This window comes from Segatella bryantii (genome assembly GCF_022024215.1).
Taxonomy (GTDB): Bacteria; Bacteroidota; Bacteroidia; order Bacteroidales; family Bacteroidaceae; genus Prevotella; species Prevotella bryantii.
In genome coordinates, this window is sequence record NZ_CP091798.1 from 877480 (window position 1) to 899337 (window position 21858).

16 protein-coding genes are annotated in these 21858 nt (G+C 36.4%); 14 read left to right on the forward strand and 2 right to left on the reverse strand.

What is annotated here, in order from left to right; genetic code table 11:
* Nucleotides 1–16 precede the first annotated feature (16 nt).
* Nucleotides 17–1201, reverse strand: coding sequence for an IS4 family transposase (locus L6471_RS07695; protein ID WP_237796948.1), 1185 nt, complete (start codon nucleotides 1199–1201; stop codon nucleotides 17–19).
* A 525-nt stretch (nucleotides 1202–1726) separates the two neighbouring features.
* On the opposite strand from L6471_RS07695, the gene L6471_RS07700 reads away from it, so the two are divergent.
* The 6 genes from L6471_RS07700 to L6471_RS07725 all read left to right on the forward strand — a co-directional run bounded on the left by L6471_RS07700 (nucleotide 1727) and on the right by L6471_RS07725 (nucleotide 7987).
* Nucleotides 1727–2800, forward strand: a complete 1074-nt coding sequence (locus tag L6471_RS07700) for a hypothetical protein (protein WP_027453453.1) — start codon at nucleotides 1727–1729, stop codon at nucleotides 2798–2800.
* A gap of 38 nt (nucleotides 2801–2838) precedes the next feature.
* Entirely contained in the window at nucleotides 2839–4251 is a 1413-nt protein-coding gene (locus L6471_RS07705) for a ComEC/Rec2 family competence protein (RefSeq protein ID WP_074548324.1), read from the forward strand.
* 18 nt (nucleotides 4252–4269) lie between these two features.
* Nucleotides 4270–5049 (forward strand): tRNA pseudouridine(38-40) synthase TruA, encoded by a 780-nt coding sequence (gene truA, locus L6471_RS07710; RefSeq protein WP_006282374.1) that lies wholly within the window; start codon nucleotides 4270–4272, stop codon nucleotides 5047–5049.
* A 44-nt stretch (nucleotides 5050–5093) separates the two neighbouring features.
* Nucleotides 5094–6038: a DMT family transporter gene (locus tag L6471_RS07715; RefSeq protein ID WP_006282373.1), complete on the forward strand. Its 945-nt coding sequence runs from the start codon at nucleotides 5094–5096 to the stop codon at nucleotides 6036–6038.
* A 150-nt stretch (nucleotides 6039–6188) separates the two neighbouring features.
* The gene (gene dapA, locus L6471_RS07720) at nucleotides 6189–7076 is read left to right on the forward strand and encodes a 4-hydroxy-tetrahydrodipicolinate synthase (protein WP_006282372.1); all 888 of its coding nucleotides are present in this window, start codon (nucleotides 6189–6191) and stop codon (nucleotides 7074–7076) included.
* Nucleotides 7077–7096: 20 nt separating this feature from the next.
* Nucleotides 7097–7987, forward strand: a complete 891-nt coding sequence (locus L6471_RS07725; RefSeq protein ID WP_006282371.1) for an AraC family transcriptional regulator — start codon at nucleotides 7097–7099, stop codon at nucleotides 7985–7987.
* Nucleotides 7988–8097: 110 nt separating this feature from the next.
* Here the strand turns inward: L6471_RS07725 and L6471_RS07730 are convergent, their stop codons facing one another.
* Nucleotides 8098–9138 (reverse strand): asparaginase, encoded by a 1041-nt coding sequence (locus L6471_RS07730; protein WP_006282370.1) that lies wholly within the window; start codon nucleotides 9136–9138, stop codon nucleotides 8098–8100.
* Nucleotides 9139–9325: 187 nt separating this feature from the next.
* Here L6471_RS07730 and uxaC point away from each other — a divergent pair, with 187 nt between their 5' ends.
* The 8 genes from uxaC to mtaB all read left to right on the forward strand — a co-directional run bounded on the left by uxaC (nucleotide 9326) and on the right by mtaB (nucleotide 21854).
* Nucleotides 9326–10729, forward strand: coding sequence for a glucuronate isomerase (gene uxaC, locus L6471_RS07735; RefSeq protein WP_006282369.1), 1404 nt, complete (start codon nucleotides 9326–9328; stop codon nucleotides 10727–10729).
* A 188-nt stretch (nucleotides 10730–10917) separates the two neighbouring features.
* Nucleotides 10918–11724 carry a polysaccharide biosynthesis/export family protein gene (locus L6471_RS07740; RefSeq protein WP_027453455.1) on the forward strand — a complete coding sequence of 269 codons (807 nt, stop codon included), beginning with the start codon at nucleotides 10918–10920 and terminating at the stop codon, nucleotides 11722–11724.
* Nucleotides 11725–11734: 10 nt separating this feature from the next.
* A complete protein-coding gene (gene glmS / locus L6471_RS07745) occupies nucleotides 11735–13585 on the forward strand; it encodes a glutamine--fructose-6-phosphate transaminase (isomerizing) (protein ID WP_027453456.1) in 1851 nt (616 codons plus the stop codon).
* A gap of 64 nt (nucleotides 13586–13649) precedes the next feature.
* Entirely contained in the window at nucleotides 13650–15536 is a 1887-nt protein-coding gene (locus L6471_RS07750) for an amidophosphoribosyltransferase (protein WP_074548319.1), read from the forward strand.
* A 23-nt stretch (nucleotides 15537–15559) separates the two neighbouring features.
* Nucleotides 15560–16639, forward strand: a complete 1080-nt coding sequence (carA, locus tag L6471_RS07755; protein WP_006282365.1) for a glutamine-hydrolyzing carbamoyl-phosphate synthase small subunit — start codon at nucleotides 15560–15562, stop codon at nucleotides 16637–16639.
* Nucleotides 16640–16695: 56 nt separating this feature from the next.
* On the forward strand, nucleotides 16696–19923 hold the full coding sequence (gene carB, locus L6471_RS07760) for a carbamoyl-phosphate synthase (glutamine-hydrolyzing) large subunit (protein ID WP_027453457.1): 3228 nt from the start codon (nucleotides 16696–16698) through the stop codon (nucleotides 19921–19923).
* 269 nt (nucleotides 19924–20192) lie between these two features.
* On the forward strand, nucleotides 20193–20366 hold the full coding sequence (locus L6471_RS07765) for a PG1828 family lipoprotein (RefSeq protein ID WP_006282363.1): 174 nt from the start codon (nucleotides 20193–20195) through the stop codon (nucleotides 20364–20366).
* A 108-nt stretch (nucleotides 20367–20474) separates the two neighbouring features.
* Nucleotides 20475–21854: a tRNA (N(6)-L-threonylcarbamoyladenosine(37)-C(2))-methylthiotransferase MtaB gene (gene mtaB / locus L6471_RS07770; protein WP_027453458.1), complete on the forward strand. Its 1380-nt coding sequence runs from the start codon at nucleotides 20475–20477 to the stop codon at nucleotides 21852–21854.
* Nucleotides 21855–21858: the final 4 nt, after the last annotated feature.

Genomic DNA, 21858 nt, shown 5'->3' on the forward strand with positions numbered 1-21858 from the left:
AATCACTACTGTCCCGTTAAGATTTTAGATTTCGAAATAAATCGAGTTGACCATCATCCTTTGGGACGTTAATAATAGGTTTGTTAAACAATTCTGGTATTGGTATCCTCTCAAACAACATAGTACCTATAGTTTGGGAAATCATATACAGAGATGGTTCCTCGATATGCATGTGCTTCTTGGCTATAGCCAGTAGCAGGAATGCACAGACTGCTATCCAGATTTGTGTATAGACAGCATTCTCTGAGGTTCCGTAAAACGACTTGATATGCAGATGTTGCTTTATCCATTTGAAGAAAAGTTCCACGTTCCATCGCTCTCTATAGAGTTCTGCGATGGTAAGAGCATCGTATCCCAAATGGTTGGTGATGAAACGGTAGAGATTTCCCGTGGCAAAGTCTTCATAGACTACCATGCGAAATTCCTCTGGGTACTTCTGCTTGGAGTTTTTCTTAGTAAGTCTGACTATCTCATCACTGATAACACCTGTCTGCTTATCAACAGGCATGGACTTGACAATCTCATATTGCATGTTGTCCTTAGCTCTTGTTACAAAGAATGCGCCATTCTTGTGGATGACATTGAAGAGCCTGTTGAAGTCCACATACCCTTTGTCTATCAGATAGATAGCTCCCATCTCGACACAGATTTCATCCAAAGCGTTAACATCGTGAACCGATGCTTTGGTCAAAAGCACGAATACTGGGAGATTGCCTCTCAAATCAAGCTGGGTATGCAGTTTTATGCCACCCTTCTTCTTTCTGAATTTTGCCCAAGGACAGAGTTTGAGACAGAGACTGATGGTACTGCTGTCGAACGCATAGACCATGTTGTCAATGTCAAGTCTGAAGCTATCCTTCGCATAGAGCGGGCGCACCTTTTTGATAAGGACTTGCCCCAATTCCGCATAGATATGCCAATCTCTGAGCTCATTCGCCTTAGCCAAAGTATTGCGAGGAACGGCATAGCTAATACCGCAGTGATAGAGCTTATGGGTAACAGCCAACGCATTCAGGCTTGCCTCTATATCGCGCAGACTATTCTTATCAGCATATTGAGCCAGGCACATAACCAGCAACTGGTCATGGCAGGTGAGGTTTCTCACCCTGTAATTGCCTCTGTACTTGGCAACAATATCATTGAATTCCCTACGAGGTATGAACTGCATAATCTGTGCGAATACGATCTTTCCGACATTCATGTAACACGCTTCTTTGATAAAGACAGCAAAGTTAGTCAATTCAAATCGTGTACAAGAAATATCGAGTCTAAATCATTATATTTTAATAACTTATATTTAAATCGTCTCGTTTTAACGGGACACTAGTGAATTTGAAATAAAAATAAAAGGATATCAGCCTTCTCGGCTAACATCCTTTTGTTGTACTCAGTTATCTGAGCTTAATTTTTAGTGCTATTTGTTCTTAGTTTTAACCATGCTAAGATCACTCCCAAGATAGTTTTTGTCGAATAAATAAATATTTGTAAAACTTTAACTAATCTTATTCTTCGTTGTTTGTAAAGCTATCAAAAAAATAAGCGACCAAATTTATTTACTTTTTTAAAAAAAGAAAATAATTGTTTTCTTTTCACTTTGTATAATTTTTACTAGTTAAATTTTGAAAGTGATAAGGATATATCAATTCTCCAGGTGTTTTCTTTTTTATTATAGATAGTATTTTTCTGCGCAGAAATTGTTACCTTTGCATTCTAAATAAAGATGATTATGACATTACATATATTCAATCCGGAGCATGATCTAGCTTTGGCAGCTAACAAGAAAGGTTTTACAGCTCCACATGCTGCAAGGGAACTACGCTCTGATTTAGCTTTTATTCCTGCATTATGGGCGAAAGAAGGTGATTTGGTATTGGTTGATGATATCGACTTAGCTATTCAACGTGTCAAGAGATTAGGATATAGCATAGTCGTTGAATTTCTTACAATTGATCAACTATCTGAACATTTTGATGAAATTGTAGGGGAAAAGAATTTGCAGGTTTGTGCCTGGGGATGGGACTTATCTTTGAAGTACCAATTGCAGACAAAATGTCCGCAACTTGCGCATTATCTTCCAAGTGATACTACTTTGGAGAAAATTAGAAAGGTAAGTAGTAGAGAGTGGGCAGTCGAGCATTTACAAAAATACTCAAAGTATTGTTTCTCTCTGGAGAGTGTTAAGGAAGTGACTTCCCAAATGAAGAAAAGTGTGTTAAAAGCTCCTTGGAGTTCTAGTGGTCGTGGTATTCGTTTTCATATTGATGGTGATGAACTGCAGTTAAGATGGGCAGATAATGTTATACGCAAACAAGGTGGAATTGCTGTAGAACCTATGTATTCTAGGGTAAAGGATTTTGGTATGGAGTTCGAAGCGCATGCTGATGGTCATATCGAATATTGTGGATTGTCTTTGTTTGATACAGTGAATGGTGCATATGTAGGTAATGTTTTGGCTTCTGAAAGTCAAAAAATAAAGATGATGGAACCTTATATTAGTAAAGATAGGTTGATTGATATTCAAAATCGTATTATCCAAGTTATGCAAAAAGAGCTTAAAAATGTGTATGTTGGTGTATTTGGAGTTGATATGATGGTGTATGCACTTTCAGAATCTGCAGAAGAATATGGAATTAATGAATGTGTCGAAGTAAATCTAAGACGAACCATGGGACATGTGGCTTTGGCTTTAAGTCCTGAAGATTCCAATAGCAGACCCAAGGTAATGAGCGTTAATTTTGACGGAAGTCATTATCATCTTAAAGTGTTGGCGACAAATAATAGGGAAGAGGAAGATAACTAAAAATGTTATTTTCTTACAAGGGGGATAATCATTAAATAATGGAAGAATCTGAAATAGAAAAATGTCCCCTTCTCAGAGTACTATTATTTATAATAGTTGGTATTTATCTTGCAGATTATCTGGGAAGGGGTGTTTCCACTGAAGTATGGATGCTTATCGTTTTGGTGAGTTCAGTTGGTTTTGTTGTCTTGAGCTTTTGTCGAAAATTACAATTAGCACAAAGTCTCTTGATATTTCTCTTGGCTTTTTCTGTAGCAGGTTGGAGAATGTGTCTACAACAGAATCAACTATTTAGCACAAAATATGACCAGCTTGATTATTGTCAAGCTATAGTAGCTCAGGAACCTTCTATACATGGTAAGGTTGTAAGAACAAAGCTTCTAGTGTTGGATGGGCAAAACGTAGGTCAGACTTTTAATATTAGTATCCTTCGAGATCGGTTGCTGGAGAAATGGCGACGTATTCATGAGGGTGATGGGGTAATAGTGCATGCATTATTATATGATGGCGCTTTTATTTATAAGGATAACTGGATAAAAGCAAGCGTATCGCTATCTGCCGTAAGTGGATTAATGCGACTTCGTGTGTATGCTTTAAAATTACGTCATAAATTATTGCTACATATTAGCAATCATGATTATTCACCAAGTTTTGCTATTATCGCAGCAATGACTTTGGGAGATAAATCATATTTGAGTAAAGAGCAAAAAAATGATTTTTCTGCAGCAGGTAGTTCTCATCTTTTAGCACTATCAGGGTTACATTTATCAATTTTAATAGGTGTACTCTTGCTTTTGTTTCCCAAAAATCGTTGGCAAAGTCAACTGTTTATACTTTTGGCAATATGGGCATTTGTAATATTAGTAGGTATGTCAGCATCTGTAGTTCGGTCAGCTATAATGCTTTCATTATGTATGCTCATGCATATTGCCGATAGAAAAGGCTTTTCTCTTAATAGCTTGTCTTTTGCTGCAATATTAATGCTCCTATGTAATCCTCAGTCACTTTTTGATGTTGGATTTCAAATGTCGTGTATGGCAGTAATGGGTATTATACTTTTGACGCCAAATATTCATAATAAAGTAGGAAGTATACTTCTTGTTTCGTTATCTGCACAAATTGCGACATTACCATTAACCTTGTATTATTTTGGACAGTGGTCGTGTTATGGGATTTTTTTAAGTTTGTTAGTAATTCCATTATCAACCATAATTCTTTATGGAATGTTAGGGGTATATCTGTTGCTTCCATTTACTGTTTTTGCTCAAAAGTTGTATATTGTAGTTGAAGAAATGGTAGAGATATTAAATAAAGTAGTATCTTTTGTTGCTTCTCTTCCTGGAGCCATGATAAACCATGTGTATATAAGTAAATTTCAAGTCTTTTTACTCTATGTTGCGATTTTGTCTTTTTATATGGCTATTAAGAAATTTGTATTAATCAAAAAATAATATTACCTTTGCAACCATATGCATAGATATTTTATAATATTTGCTTATGATGGTACCAATTATCATGGATGGCAAATACAACCAAATGGTAATTCTGTTCAGGCTGAGCTACAACACGCATTAGCTTTGTCTCTTCGAAGTTTTCTACTATTAAAGTCAAATGATTTTGAAATAGAAGTTGTAGGAGCAGGTAGAACTGATGCTGGGGTTCATGCGAGACAGATGGCTGCCCATTTTGAACTTTCAGAAGAAGAGTTTCCTCTATTAGATGAAAGTAAGTGCAAACAAATTGTTTATCGTATCAATCGCATTTTACCTAGGGATATCTCTGTGAGTGATGTTTATCCTGTTGAGTCTGATATGCATGCGCGATTTTCTGCAAAATGGCGTACGTATCATTATTATATTCATACAGACAAAAATCCTTTTTTGCGCTTTTATTCTTTGGAGACTCATTATCCTCTCGACTTTGATTTGATGAATGAAGGAGGAAAAATAATTATGGAGCATCAAGATTTTGCAGCATTTTGTAAAGCAGGTGCAGACAATAAAACAACTTTGTGCGATGTAACAGAATGCAAGTGGGTTCAGACTTCTCCTACTAGCTGGTATCTTACGATTACCGCAAACCGCTTCTTACGTAATATGGTTCGTGCTGTGGTAGGTACATTATTTCTTCTTGGACGTCATAAGATCACGCTAGATGATTTGCGGGTTATTCTTCATGAAGGAAATCGTAGTAAAGCTGGTGAGTCTATGCCAGGAAATGCTTTGTTTTTAGAGAAAGTAGAATATTGATAGGTAACCTCAGAGTAGGTTTGCATAATAGATAATTTTTAATCATGTGGTTATTATTAGCTTTTCTCTCAGCCACATTGCTGGGATTTTATGATGCCTTCAAAAAGAAGGCTTTGCAGGGTAATGCTGTGATCACCGTGCTTTTTCTTAACACGTTGTTCTCAACTTTAATTTTTATGCCTTTTATAGGTATGTCTTATTTTAGTAGCTTTCTTGATGGTAGCATCTTTCATGTGGCTACAGGCAGTCTGTCAGATCACTTCTATATAGTTTTGAAGAGTATTATCGTGCTTACAAGTTGGATATTAGGCTATTTCGGCATGAAGCATGTGCCACTAACGATTTATGGGCCAATCAATGCTACTCGTCCAGTTATGGTTTTGGTGGGGGCTTTGTTGATTTTTCAGGAACAACTGAATATATGGCAGTGGATAGGTGTTTTTTTAGCAGTAGCTTCTTTTTTCATGCTGAGTAGAAGTAGCAAGAAAGAAGGAATAGACTTTAAACATAATGTTTGGATTTTTTGTATTGTCTTGTCTGCTATAGTAGGTGCTATTAGTGGTTTATATGATAAATATCTTATGGCTAGCCCAGAAAATGGAGGAGTCGGTCTTGATAAGATGATGGTTCAGAGTTGGTATAATTTTTACCAAATGCTGATGATGGGAGTAGTTTTACTAATAGCCGTTTTTCGTCCATTTGCTCGTTTTAGAGGTGGAAAACCACTTTTCCCTCAAACTAAATTTCATTGGAATTGGTGTATTGTCTTTATTTCAATATTTTTAAGTGCTGCAGATTTTGTCTATTTCTATGCGTTAAGCCTTGATGGTGCTATGATTTCGATTGTATCGATGGTTAGGCGTGGTAGTGTAGTTGTTAGTTTCTTATTTGGAGCGTGGTTATTCCATGAAAAGAACTTGAAATCTAAGATTATAGACTTGGCTCTTGTATTGTTGGGAATGCTATTCCTTTACATAGGTAGCCATTAATCAAATAGATTGTTGATAGAAGCGAAATTATTCATAATTTAAACAAAAAACGATTATAAACGTTTGTTTTGAAAGAAAATATTTAATTTCTTTTGCGAATTGATATAATTGTTGTATTTTTGCAAGCGATTTTGTAATAGGAACTATAATATGGGACAGAACATTTTCAAAGGGTTAGGAATAGCCCTTGTTACACCCTTTAATGAAGACGGGTCGGTAGATTACCAATCTCTGAGAAGCCTAGTAGAGTACCAAATCGAAAATGGTGCAGATTTTCTTTGTATCCTTGCTACAACAGGTGAGGCTCCTTGTTTAACAAGTGAGGAAAAAGATAAAATTACAGAGGTAATAAAACAGGTTGATAATGGTAGAATCCCTATCCTTAAGTATTGTGGTGGAAATAATACTGCTGCTGTGGTTGAGGAAATAAAAAACAGCGACTGGAGTGGCATTGATGGTATTTTAAGTATATGTCCATATTACAATAAACCATCTCAAGAAGGTCTTTATCAGCATTTTAAAGCTATTGCAGAAGTTAGTCCACTTCCTATAGTTATGTATAACGTTCCAGGTCGCACAGGAGTGAATATGAAGCCTGAAACTACGGTTCGTTTGGCAAAAGACTTTTCTAACATTATAGCTATTAAAGAAGCTAGTGGAAGTCTAGAGCAGGTTGATGAGATAATCAAGAATAAACCTGATACTTTTGATGTTATTAGTGGTGACGATGCATTGACATTCTCTATGGTAGCAAGTGGTGCTGTTGGTGTAATATCTGTAATTGGAAATGCTGTACCGAAACCTTTTTCTAAAATGATACGTCTTGAGTTTAAAGGTGAATATGAGCCTGCTCGAAGAATTCATCATATGTTTACCGAACTCTATAGTTTGTTGTTCGTTGAGGGTAATCCTGCAGGTGTTAAAGCCCTTCTTAATGACATGGGGCTAATTAAGAATGAATTGAGATTGCCTCTTGTTCCAACAACGATTACAACGAAACAAAAAATGCACGATATATTAAAGGCATTGCCTTTTTAAAAAATATTTAATTATCGCGTATGGATGATAAACAACATCGCGTAATACATGAAGTAACTCCACTTGTGGGAAGTGATATTCTTTATATCGCAGATCGTCACAAGATGGAGTTTACTTATCCTATACATAATCATGAAGTTTTTGAACTCAATTTTGTAGCTAATGCTTCAGGAATGCGTCGTATAGTTGGTGATTCTCAAGAAGTTATAGGAGATTATGACTTGGTTTTGATTACGTCACCAAAATTAGAACATGTTTGGGAGTTGTATCACTGTAAAAGTGAGGATATTCGTGAAATAACTATACAATTTGATCTAGATTTTGAAACAGATTCGTTATTGAATAGAAATCCATATAAGAGTATAAGGCTAATGATGGAAAAAGCAAAAAGAGGATTGTGCTTTCCGTTGTCTGCTATTGTTGGCGTTTATTCTTTGTTAGATAAAATAAGTTCAATAAAAGATGGTTTTTATTCTGTTAATCAGTTCCTTACAATATTGTATGAACTTTCTAAGTGTGATACAGCGCGAATGCTTTCTTCTTCAAGTGATGCTAAAGTAGCAATGGAGACAGATAGTTGTATCATTATGACGATAAAGGACTATATTGCTAATCATTATACAGAAGATCTTCGCCTCGCATTGCTTGCAGATATGGCTGGTATGGCACCAAGTGCTTTTTCTAGATTTTTTAAAGCACATACAGGTACTACACTAAGCGATTATATTATTGATATGCGGTTAAGCAAGAGCTCTCGACTACTATTGGATACGAATAAGAGTGTGAATGAAATTTGCACAGAATGTGGTTTTAATAATTTGAGTAATTTTAATCGTATTTTTAAGAAGAAAAAAAATTGTAGCCCTAGTGAATTTAGGGAAAACTATCATAAAACAAGGGTTATTATTTAGCAATTTTGATGTATTGACAAATATTTAAAATGCTTTTACAATACTTGATGACATTATGTAGTTGTCAAGCATTGTAAAAGCATTATAAGTATATTGTTAGATAATTTGTTTTAAAGAGTTATTTCGCCAGCGAGTGCTCTTGACATACATGTGCGGATAATATGTGGATCGTTAAATCTAGCTTGGAGGTGCATGAGTTTGGTTACAGCTGCTTCGACAGTGCTATCATACCCACTAATTACACCAGCTTCTTTTAGCTGATATCCAGTTTCATATCTATTCATCTCTACCGCGCCCTCAGAGCATTGGCTAATATTCATAATAATGATACCTCGCGAGGTTGCTTTCTTAAGCATTTTTATCAGCCATTCACTTTGAGGTGCGTTTCCGCTTCCGAAACTTCTCATGACAATAGCTCTGATATCGCCTGCTTCAAGAATGGGATGGAAAATTTTTTCTTGTATACCAGGGAATAGGGAGAAAACGATGACATTCGGATCCATGGAAATATGAGGTATCATATTCTTGCTATAATCAGGCTTGAGCATAATATTTTCATTGTAGTGTATGTTCACACCCGCCTCACCTAAATGTCCAAAGTTATAGGTTTCAAATGCACTAAAACCTTCAGCATTGAATTTTGTAGATCTGTTGCCACGAAGAAGTCGTCCGTTAAAGTAGATACAAACTTCAGGAACAATAGGAGTGCCATCCTCATGATGAGCAGAAGCTATTTCTATGCTTGTTAGTACATTTTCTCGTCCGTCAGTGCGAAGTTGTCCCATTGGCAACTGGCTCCCTGTTAATATGACTGGTTTTGTAAGATTTTCAAGCATGAATGAAAGTGCAGATGCGGTATAGGCCATTGTGTCGGTACCATGCAAAATGACAAATCCATCATAATCATTATATTTCTCGGAGATTATTCTTACGATTTGTGCCCAAACACGTGGATTCATGTCAGAAGAATCTATAGGAGATGTAAACTGATAAACGTCAATTTCGGTATCTACTGAAGAAATTTCAGGCATAGCTTTTACTAAATGTTTAAAATCTAGTGGCTCTAAAGCGCCTGTAAGAGGATTTTTTCCCATACCTATTGTGCCACCTGTATAAATAAGTAGTACCTTGTCGTTTCTCGTTAAATTCATAATTTATCACATATATAAATAATACCAGACATATTTGCCAGAAGAATAATCTACGTTATCGTTTTCGTAGAAAATCTTTGCAAAGATAGTTAAAATCCGTACATATACCAAAAAAAATCAGTATATTTGCCCATAATAACTTAAAGGCTAACAGAATTATTAAACTCTTAAAACAAAAAGATAAGAAATGAAACAATTTATGGATGAAAATTTCCTGCTTGATACTAAAACAGCGCAGGATCTTTTCCACAATCATGCGGCTAAGATGCCTATTATCGACTATCACTGTCATCTTGTACCACAGATGGTAGCTGAGGATTACAAATTTAATAGCATTACAGAACTTTGGCTTGGCGGTGATCACTATAAGTGGCGTGCTATGCGTTCTAATGGTGTTTCTGAAGATTATTGTACAGGCAAAAATACTTCAGACTGGGAAAAATTTGAAAAATGGGCTGAAACCGTTCCATATACTTTCCGTAACCCACTTTATCACTGGACTCACCTTGAGTTGAAAACTGCTTTTGGTATTGATAAATTGTTGAGCCCAGCTACTGCTCGTGAAATCTTTGACGAGTGTAATGAAAAATTAAAATTACCAGAGTTTAGTGCACGTGGCTTGATGCGTCACTATCATGTAGAGTGCGTATGTACAACTGATGATCCTGTAGATGACCTTCGTTGGCATAAGATGACACGTGAGAGTGGTTTCGAAATTAAGATGATTCCTGCTTGGCGTCCAGATAAGGCTATGAATATTGAAAAGCCTGAATTTGCAGCATACATGAAGACCTTGTCTGAAGTTAGTGGTATTGATGTTAATAGCTTTAAGTCAATGGTAGATGCTCTTCAGAAGCGTCATGACTTCTTTGCTGAAAATGGTTGTAAACTGAGCGATCATGGTATCGAGGAGTTCTATGATGAGCCTTATACAGATTCTCAGATAGAAACAATTTTCGAAAAGGCTCTTCGTGGTCAGCAACTTTCTGTATTGGAAATACGTCAGTACAAACATGCGTTCTTGAAAGTTTGTGGTGAGATGGATTATGATGCAGGTTGGACACAGCAGTATCACTATGGTGCTATTCGTGATAATAACACATTAATGTATAACAAGCTTGGTGCTGATACCGGTTTCGATTCTATTGGTGAGTTTACTACTGCTGCAGCTATGAGTCATTTCCTCAATGAATTGAATATGGAAGGTAAGTTGACACGTACCATTCTTTATACTTTGAATCCATGTGCTAATGAAGTTATTGCAACTATGCTTGGTAACTTCCAGGATGGTTCAGAGCCTGGTAAGATTCAGTTTGGTTCTGGTTGGTGGTTTAATGATCAACTTGATGGTATGACCCGTCAGATTAATTCTTTGTCAGTTCTTGGTTTGTTGAGTCGTTTCGTAGGTATGTTGACAGACTCTCGCTCATTCTTGAGCTATCCTCGTCATGAGTACTTCCGTCGTCTTCTTTGTAACATTCTTGGTAATGATGTAGAGAATGGTCTACTTCCTAATGATAAAGAGTCTCTTGCTCGTATGGTAGAGGACATCTCTTACAACAATGCACGTAGATACTTTAAGTTCTATTAATATAGAGCTGTAAAAGTAATAGAGGAGCAGGGTAATATTTATCCTGCTCTTTTTTTGACGTCTTGTAAAGGATAAGTTTTATTTGCTTTCATTTATCGTATATAGAAGAATATTTTCAATAAAAAGATTTGTTTTTTTAAAAAAATAGCAGTACTTTTGCAGAGATTATAATGATTTATCTTTGAGGTATGAAAAAACAGGTAAGTTTCTTCGTGGCTATGTTCACTTTGCTGCTTTTTTTGAACAGTTGTTCAATGAGTAGACAAGTAGCTTATTTTCAAAATGCCGACGAAATTAGTCTTGCCGCATCAAAGATGCTTTATGATGCAAAAATTATGCCTAAGGATCAGTTGACTATTACGGTAATAACTTCAGATCCACTTGCATCAGCTCCATTTAATCTTTCTGTTTCTAATACTGTTGGTACAAGTGGCCAACTTGGTGAATCGGGTGGTAGTGGCTTTTTGCAAGCTTATCTGGTGGATAATAATGGAAATATTAATTTTCCTGTTGTTGGTAGAATTCATGTAGCAGGTCTTACTAAGACCCAATGTGAGGATTTGATTAAAATAAAAGTTGCTCCATATTTGGCATCTTCAGAAAAACCGATTGTTACAGTCAGAATGGCCAGCTATCGTGTAACTCTAATCGGTGAGGTAAGTCGGCCCGGTGTAATACCTGTTACAACAGAGAAGATGAGTGTTATTGAAGCTATCGCTTCTGCGGGTGATCTTACAATATATGGTAAGCGAAATAATATAATGCTTATTCGAGAAGATGTTAATGGTGAGAAGAGTATTCATCGTTTGAATTTAAATGATGCAAATTTGATTAATTCTCCTTATTTTTATCTTCAGCAAAATGATATTTTATATGTTGAACCGAATAAGGTGAAGGCAAGAAGTTCTAGTATAGGAAGTACAACATCTATCTGGTTTTCGGTAGTAGGAATTGTGACTTCGTTATCTTCATTATTAGTTAATATATTTAGATAAAATAGAGTATATGTGCGGAATCGTTGGATATTTAGGAAATCGTGAAGCCTATCCTGTTCTTATAAAGGGTCTGAAACGCTTAGAATATCGAGGCTATGATTCGGCTGGTGTAGCATTGATTAATTCAAATGACGATCTTAATGTCTATAAGACAAAAGGAAAAGTTGATGATTTAGAAAATTTTTGCAGCGATAAGGATATAACAGGTAAAGTTGGTATAGCTCATACAAGATGGGCTACTCATGGAGAACCTTCTTCAACGAATGCACATCCTCATTATTCAGAATCAAAAAAATTAGCTATAATTCATAATGGAATTATAGAGAATTATGCTGAGATTAAGAAAAATCTTATAGCTGAGGGGGTTGAATTTCGTTCAGAAACTGATACTGAAGTCTTAATACAATTGATAGAGTTTATTGAGATAAAAAAGAATCTGGATCTTCTTTCTGCCGTTCAAGTTGCTTTGAAGCAAGTTATTGGTGCTTATGCAATTGCTATTCTAGACAAGAATAATCCCCATCAAATTATAGCAGCACGTAAACAGTCTCCTCTTGTTGTAGGCATAGGAAAGGATAATCAAGAATTCTTTTTAGGTTCTGATGCTAGTCCTATAGTAGAATTTACGGATCAAGTTGTATATTTGGAGGATGGTAATATTGCGGTTTTACGTTTGGGAGAGCCTTTAAAGGTTGTTGATATTCACAATGTAGATTTAAATCCCGAGGTAAAAACAGTAGATATAGCGTTAGGGCAAATCGAAAAAGGTGGTTTCCCTCACTTTATGTTAAAAGAAATATTTGAACAGCCAGAATGCCTTACTAACTGTTTGCGTGGACGAATTAGCCTAGATAAGCAACAAGTTACGTTAAGTGCTATAATCGATTATAAAAAACAGTTGCTTAGTGCCAAACGAATAATTATAGTTGCTTGTGGTACAAGTTGGCACGCTGCTTTGATAGGTAAACAGATGATAGAAACCTATTGTCGTATACCTGTAGAAGTAGAATATGCATCAGAATTTAGATATCGTAATCCAGTTGTGACTTCCGACGATGTTGTTATTGCAATATCGCAAAGTGGGGAAACTGCTGATACTCTTGCGGCTGTAAAGTTGGCAAAAGAAAAAGGAGCTTTTATTTATGGTGTATGTAATGCCATAGGTTCTAGTATTCCTAGGGCTACGGATACAGGTACCTATATACATGTAGGTCCAGAAATAGGAGTAGCATCAACAAAAGCATTCACAGGACAGGTTACGGTGTTGACATTGTTGGCACTTTGTATAGCTCGTGAAAAGAATACTATCTGTGATGAAGATTATAAATGTATAATAAAAGGTTTATGTGAAATACCTGATAAGATCAGAGAAGTTCTTCAGGAAAATGATAGAATTGCAGAATTGAGTCAGACATTCACCTATGCTCGCAACTTTCTCTATTTAGGACGTGGTTTTAGTTATCCTGTTGCTCTTGAGGGGGCATTAAAGTTAAAGGAAATCAGCTATATTCATGCTGAGGGCTATCCAGCCGCAGAGATGAAGCATGGTCCTATTGCCTTGATAGATTCAGATATGCCCTGTGTTGTTATTGCAACTCATAATGAGATGTATGAGAAAATACTCTCTAACATTCAAGAAGTTAAGGCAAGAAAAGGTAGAGTTATAGCATTGGTTACAAAGGGCGATGATACTATATCCAAAATTGCAGATGAGGTTATAGAATTACCAGAAACTTTGGAATGCTTAGAGCCATTAATTGCTACTATCCCTCTGCAGTTGTTGGCTTATCACGTAGCAGTTTGTAAAGGTAAGAATGTGGATCAACCAAGAAATTTAGCGAAGTCTGTTACCGTAGAGTAGCAGGCTCCGTCTGTATATATACGTAATAGAACAAGATTATATTAATAAAATAGGAATTTTAGAAGTGGAACCATTACATGAAGATTGTGGCGTAGCTTTGATAAGACTACTTAAGCCTCTTGAGTATTATCAACAAAAATATGGCACTTGGATGTACGGTCTGAATAAGCTCTATCTGATGATGGAGAAACAGCATAACCGTGGTCAAGAAGGTGCTGGTATGGCATGCGTTAAATTAAACTCAGAACCAGGTAAGGAATATATGTTCCGTGAAAGGGCTATGGGTAGTAATGCGATTACTGAAATTTTTGGTAATCTCAAGGATAACTATAAAGATGTAACTCCAGAGCAGTTGGCAGATGCTTCTTTTGCAAAGGAAAATCTTCCTTTTGCAGGAGAAGTTTTTATGGGGCATCTTAGATATTCTACTACAGGAAAAAGCGGTATTCAATATACTCATCCTTTCTTGAGAAGAAATAATTGGCGTGCAAAAAATCTTTGTTTTTGTGGAAATTTCAATATGACCAATGTTGATGAAATTTTCGATCAGCTTACAGAACAGGGTCAGTGTCCTCGTATTTATAGTGATACATATATATTGTTAGAATTGATGGGGCATAGGCTAGACCGAGAAGTTGAGCGAAATTTTGTTGATGCCAAAAGTAAGGGCTTAGAAAAGACAGCAATTACTAGTTATATCGAAGATCATGTAGATATGAGCAATGTCCTCAAAACAACGATGAAAGATTTTGATGGAGGATATGTAGTATGTGGTCTTACTGGTTCTGGTGAGATGTTTGCTATGCGTGATCCATGGGGTATTCGCCCGGCTTTCTATTACAAGAATGATGAGATTATTGTTTTGGCAAGTGAGCGTCCTGTGCTGCAGACAACCTTTGACTTGGAATGTGATGAAATTTTGGAATTGGAGCCTGGTACTTCTTTGATGGTCAATAAAAAGGGAGAATGCTCTATTCAGAAAATATTAGAGCCTAAAGAAAAGCAGGCTTGTTCTTTTGAACGAATATATTTTAGTCGAGGTTCTGATACAGATATTTATAAAGAGCGTAAGAAGTTGGGAGAACAACTTACTGAGCCAATTCTGAAAGCTGTGAATTATGATACTAAGCATACTGTATTCTCATATATACCTAATACGGCGGAAGTTGCTTACTATGGTATGCTCGACGGTTTTAAAGAGTATTTGAACAGGAAGAAGCTAGAAGCTATAGAATCACTTGATCATCAGCCAACGCATCAAGAATTAGAGCAGATTCTTGGAGAATTTGTTCGTTCGGAGAAAGTGGCATGGAAAGATATTAAGTTACGTACTTTCATTTCTGAAGGTGAATCAAGAAACGATTTGGCTAGTCATGTATATGATGTATCTTATGGCTCAATAGAACCATATACTGATAACTTAGTTATTATTGATGACAGTATTGTCCGTGGTACGACTTTAAAAGAAAGTATTCTACGTATTTTGGATCGTTTACATCCAAAGAAAATGATAATGGTAAGTTCTGCACCTCAAATAAGATATCCTGACTATTATGGTATAGATATGCCTCATTTGGAAGAATTTTGTGTATTCCGTGCTGCTATTGAATTATTGAAAGATAATCATATGCAGTATGTAATTGAAAATGTTTATCATGATTGTCAAAATGAGCTTAAAAAGCCAAAGGAAGATATGCAAAATGCTGTCCGTGGTATCTATAAACCATTTACAATAGAGCAGATTAATGAGAAGATTGTTGAAATGCTTAGACCTGATGGCGTAACAACCCCTATAGAATTAGTATTTCAGAGTATAGAAGGACTTCATTCTGCGATACCAAATCATAAGGGAGATTGGTACTTTACGGGTAAATACCCAACTCCTGGAGGTACTAAAAATTGCAATTTAGCTTTTGTCAACTACGTTGAGAAAGTCTACCAAAACGAATAAAATTTAGAATTTAAACGAGATAAATGAAAAACGTAACTTTAGTCTTATCAGACGGTACAAAATTCCACGGCAAGAGCTTTGGTTATGATGCTCCTGTTGCCGGAGAGGTTGTATTTAACACCGCAATGATGGGTTATCCTGAGAGTTTGACGGATCCTTCATATGCTGGCCAGTTGATGACACTTACATTCCCATTGGTAGGTAATTATGGAGTACCAGAGTTCTCTTTTGAGAAAAATGGTCTTCCTACATTTATGGAGAGTGACAAAATTTACGCTTCAGCTCTTATTGTTAGTGATTATAGTCAGAACTATAGTCATTGGAATGCAGCAGAGAGTCTTAGCGAATGGTTGAAACGTGAGCATGTTCCAGGTATTACTGGTATTGATACACGTGAGCTGACAAAGGTGCTTCGTGAGCATGGTGTGATGATGGGTAAGATTATTTTTGATGATGATCCTGATAATATCCCAGACGCACAGTATGAAGGTGTAAATTTTGTAGATCAGGTGAGTTGCAAAGAAATCATAAGATACAATGAAGGTGCCGGTAAAAAGGTAGTTCTTGTAGATTGTGGTGTAAAGGCTAATATTATACGTTGTCTTATTAATAGAGGTGTAGAAGTAATTCGTGTTCCTTGGAATTATGACTATACTGATATGGATTTTGATGGCTTATTCTTGGCTAATGGACCTGGTGATCCTGATATGTGTAATGATGCGGTCGAAATCATTCGTAAGCAGATGAGTGCTAGTCGTAAACCTATCTGTGGTATTTGTATGGGTAATCAATTATTGGCAAAAGCTGGTGGCGCAACCATCTATAAGTTGAAATATGGCCATCGTAGTCATAATCAGCCTGTTCGTCTTGTTGGTACAAATAATTGTTATATTACGACGCAAAACCATGGTTATGCTGTAGATGCAAAGACTCTTGGTGCTGATTGGGAAGAATTATTTGTTAACATGAATGATGGCTCTAATGAGGGTGTTCGACATAAGACAAATCCTTGGTTTAGTAGTCAGTTCCATCCAGAAGCTTGTGCTGGTCCGATTGATACAGAATTTATGTTTGACAAGTTTGTGGACGAGTTGGGAAAGTAATCCCTTGGTAATGTGTTAGTGAATTTTTTAAAAGTTTATCGTAAGAAAATCATTAAATGAAAGACGAAAATATTAAAAAGGTTCTCCTCTTAGGTTCTGGTGCGCTCAAAATTGGTGAGGCAGGAGAGTTTGATTACTCTGGTTCTCAGGCACTCAAAGCTTTACGTGAGGAAGGGGTTGAAACTGTATTGATTAACCCAAATATTGCTACTGTCCAAACTTCTGAAGGTGTTGCTGATCAGATTTATTTCTTGCCTGTTCAGCCATATTTTGTAGAACGTGTTATTCAGAAAGAAAAACCAGATGGAATTTTGCTCTCTTTTGGTGGGCAAACAGCTTTGAACTGTGGTGTTGAATTAGAGCAGAGTGGTGTTCTGAAAAAATATAATGTTAAGGTGCTTGGTACTCCTGTACAAGCTATTATGAACACGGAAGACCGCGAACTTTTTGTAGAACAACTTGATGAAATCAATGTTAAGACCATTAAAAGTGAGGCTTGTGAAAATATTGAGCAAGCAAGAAAAGCTGCAAAGGAAGTAGGTTATCCTGTTATTATCCGTGCTGCTTATGCTTTGGGTGGCTTAGGTTCTGGTTTTGCAGATAATGAAGAGGAATTAAATATCCTTGCAGAGAAGGCTTTCTCTTTTTCACCACAGGTACTTGTAGAAAAGAGCTTGAAGGGTTGGAAAGAAATAGAGTATGAAGTGGTACGTGACCGATATGACAACTGTATTACCGTATGTAATATGGAAAACTTTGACCCGCTTGGTATTCATACAGGTGAAAGTATTGTTATTGCTCCATCCCAAACTTTGACTAATAGTGAATATCATAAATTACGTGCACTTTCAATCAAGATAGTTCGCCATATAGGTATAGTTGGTGAGTGTAACGTACAGTATGCATTCGATCCAAATAGTGAAGATTATCGTGTAATAGAAGTTAATGCTCGTTTGAGTCGTTCTTCAGCTTTGGCTTCAAAAGCGACAGGTTATCCTTTGGCTTTTGTTGCAGCTAAATTGGGTATGGGCTACGGATTGTTTGAACTAAAGAACTCTGTAACCAAAACTACATCTGCTTTTTTTGAACCAGCTTTAGACTATGTCGTATGTAAAATACCTCGTTGGGACCTTTCTAAGTTCCGTGGTGTAGATCGTGAGTTGGGCTCTTCTATGAAGTCTGTGGGTGAGGTAATGGCCATAGGTCGCTCATTTGAGGAGGCTATTCAGAAGGGACTTCGTATGATCGGTCAGGGTATGCATGGCTTCGTAGAAAATAAAGAGCTTGAAATTGAAGATATTGATGCTGCTCTTCAAGATCCAACAGATAAGCGTGTCTTTGTTATTTCTAAGGCTATGCAAAAGGGATATACTGTCGATCAGATTCACGATTTAACCAAGATTGATAAGTGGTTCCTAGAAAAGTTGAAGCATATCATCGATATTGATCAGCAACTCAAAAAGTGTACTTCTATCAATGTCTTGGATAAGGATTTGCTTCGTCAAGCTAAGGTATATGGTTTTACAGATTTTCAGATAGCACGTGCTGTTGGCTTGGAACAGGAAATTCATAATATGCATAAGGCCCAGTTGGTTGTTAGAAATCTTCGTAAGACCTATGGTATTCTTCCTGTAGTAAAGCAGATAGATACGCTAGCAGCGGAATATCCAGCTCAGACTAATTATCTGTATGTTACTTATGCCGGTGTAAAGAGTGATATCAATTATGAAAATGATAAGAAGTCTATTATCGTTCTAGGTAGTGGTGCTTATCGTATTGGTAGTTCTGTTGAATTTGACTGGTGTGGTGTTCAGGCTTTGAATACAATTCGCAAGGAAGGTTATCGTTCTGTAATGATTAACTATAATCCTGAGACCGTAAGTACAGATTATGATATGTGTGACCGTCTCTATTTCGACGAATTGACTTTTGAGCGTGTCATGGATGTTATAGATTTTGAAGCTCCTCATGGTGTGATCGTTAGTACTGGTGGTCAGATTCCTAATAATTTGGCTATGTATCTTGATGAGCAGCATGTTACTATTTTGGGTACAGCTGCCAAAGATATAGACAATGCAGAGGACCGTGCGAAGTTCTCCGCTATGTTGACAAGGAATAATATTAATCAGCCAGAGTGGAGTGCATTGACAAGTATGGATGATATTGACGTATTTGTTAAGCGAGTAGGTTTCCCTGTATTGGTAAGACCTTCTTATGTTCTTTCTGGTGCAGCGATGAACGTTTGCTCTAATGAAGATGAGTTGAAGCGTTTCTTGCAATTGGCTGCTAATGTTAGTGAAGATCATCCTGTTGTGGTTAGTAAGTTCATTGAGCATGCTAAGGAAATAGAGATGGACGCTGTAGCTAAGAATGGTGAAATTTTGGCATATGCAATTAGTGAGCACATCGAGTTTGCTGGTGTTCATTCAGGTGATGCTACAATCCAGTTCCCTCCACAGAAGATTTATGTTGAAACAGTTCGTCGTATAAAACGAGTAAGTAGACAGATTGCCAAAGAATTGCATATTAGTGGTCCTTTCAATATCCAGTTTATGGCTCGTGATAACGATATTTTGGTTATTGAATGTAATCTTCGTGCTTCTCGATCTTTCCCATTTGTAAGTAAGGTGCTGAAGATTAACTTCATAGAACTTGCTACTAAAGTTATGTTAGGTCTTCCTGTAGAAAAGCCAAGTAAGAATCTCTTTGATTTGGATTATGTAGGTATAAAGGCAAGTCAATTCTCTTTCAACCGTTTGCAGAAAGCTGACCCAGTGTTGGGTGTAGATATGAATTCAACTGGTGAAGTAGGTTGTTTAGGCGATGATTCTAATACTGCTCTTCTGAAGAGTATGTTGAGTGTAGGACAGCGTATACCAAAGCAAAATATTTTGTTGTCTACTGGTGGTGCTAAGCAGAAGGCTGAAATGCTTGATGCTGCTAAAGTTTTAGTAGAACATGGTTATAAATTGTATGCTACTCCAGGTACCAGCAAATATCTTTTCGAGAATAATATCGAGAATACATTAGTATATTGGCCATCAGATGAGGATAATAAACCTCAAGCACTTGATATGCTTCGTAATCGTGAAATAGATATGGTCGTAAATATACCAAGAGACTTAACTTCTCGTGAGTTATCGAATGGATATAAGATTCGTCGTGCTGCTATCGACTTGAATGTGCCTTTGATTACTAATAGCCGATTGGCAAGTGCATTCATTAATGCATTCTGTACTATTAGTCTTGATGATATAGATATTAAGGCATGGGGTGAGTATTAAAATAATCCCAAGCATTAGATAAATTATGGGAGGAACTTATTTCTAAAGTTCCTCCCATAAATCGTTTTGTGAAGGTACACAAAATGGAAAATATGTTTTAACATTTGTTTAGAGTAGGTAAGTTGTTGATAATTAAGAAGTTATAAAAAAGTTACAGGTAACACCTAAAAAAAGTCTATAAAAAATGTACGTGGTATTTAAAAAATACTTATCTTTGCAACGTTTTAATAAACAAATGATTGTTTTACAGATTTAAAAAAGCAAAGAAAATGAAGAAATTAGTTTTAATGTTCGTAGCTATCGCAGCTATCTCTTTTGCATCTTGTAACGATGGTAAGCAGGCTCCTGCAGCAGGTGCTGATTCTGACACTGTAGCTGTTGATTCAGCTGCTGATTCTGTAGCTGTTGATTCAGCTGCAACTGATTCAGCTGCTGCTGAGTAATTTTACTCACGAACAGAAAATTTGAGACACCGCTGGAGACATTGTCTTCAGCGGCTTTTTTTGTTTTTTTCTTTGGTTATATTCTTCATTTGTTGTATTTTTGCATTTATGATAGATACTAGTGCATTTCAGGGTAAATCTGCAGCGTATTATACATTAGGTTGTAAACTCAATTTTTCAGAAACATCTACTTTTGGAAAGATGCTTCAAGATATGGGAGTTCATGCTGCAAAAAAAGGAGAGAAAGCGGATATTTGTATTATTAATACATGTTCTGTGACAGAAATGGCAGACCATAAATGTCGCCAACAAATCCATCGTATGGTACGAGAGAATCCAGGCTCTTTCGTAGTGGTAACGGGTTGTTATGCTCAGTTAGAGTCAGAAAAGGTAAGTAAAATAGATGGTGTAGATTTAGTTTTGGGAAGCAATGAAAAAGCTAATCTTATCCAATATCTCAATGATGCTTTTACAGGTCAGTTGACTTCTGATATGTCGGTGAACCGTTCAGAATCGACGGATACTGAACACTTGCATAGTTATCATAGTGTAAGAACTAAAGATATTAAAACTTTCCAACCAAGTTGTTCTCGCGGTAATCGTACTCGGTATTTTTTAAAGGTGCAAGATGGTTGTAACTATTTCTGTACTTATTGTACTATTCCTTATGCAAGAGGTTTCTCGCGGAATCCTTCAATAGCTTCATTGGTAAAACAAGCAGAGGAGGCTGCAGAAGAGGGTGGAAAGGAAATAGTGTTGACGGGTGTTAATATCGGAGATTTTGGTGAAACAACGAATGAATCTTTTTTGGATTTGGTTAAGGCACTTGATCAAGTACAAGGAATTCAGCGTTTTCGTATTAGTAGTCTCGAACCAGACCTTTGTGATGATGAATTAATAGAGTATTGCTCTACAAGTAGGGCTTTTATGCCGCATTTTCATATTCCATTGCAGAGTGGTAGTGATGAGGTCTTGAAGCTTATGCATCGTCGTTATGATAGTGCTTTGTTTGCTCATAAAATAAAGCTTATTAAAAAGTTTATGCCTGATGCATTTATAGGTGTGGATGTAATGGTAGGTTGTAGAGGGGAAAAACCTGAATATTTTGAAGAATGTTATCGTTTTTTAGAAAGTTTACCTGTAACGCAATTACATGTTTTTCCATATAGTGAGCGACCTGGTACTAGTGCGCTTTCTATTCCTTATGTCGTAGATGATAAGGAGAAGAAACGTCGTGTTAAGGAATTGCTTGCTTTAAGTGATAAGAAAACACAAGATTTTTATTCTAATTATATAGGTACTGAGGCTGAGGTATTATTTGAAAAATCTGCAGTCGGAAAAGCTATGCATGGTTTTACCAAAAATTATATTCGAGTTGAATTATCACCAGCCTTAGCTAAAGAAGATTTTGATAACCAATTGATTAAGGTTCGATTAGGTGATTTTAATCATGATAAAACGGCTTTGAAAGCTGAAATTTTAGCATAATAAT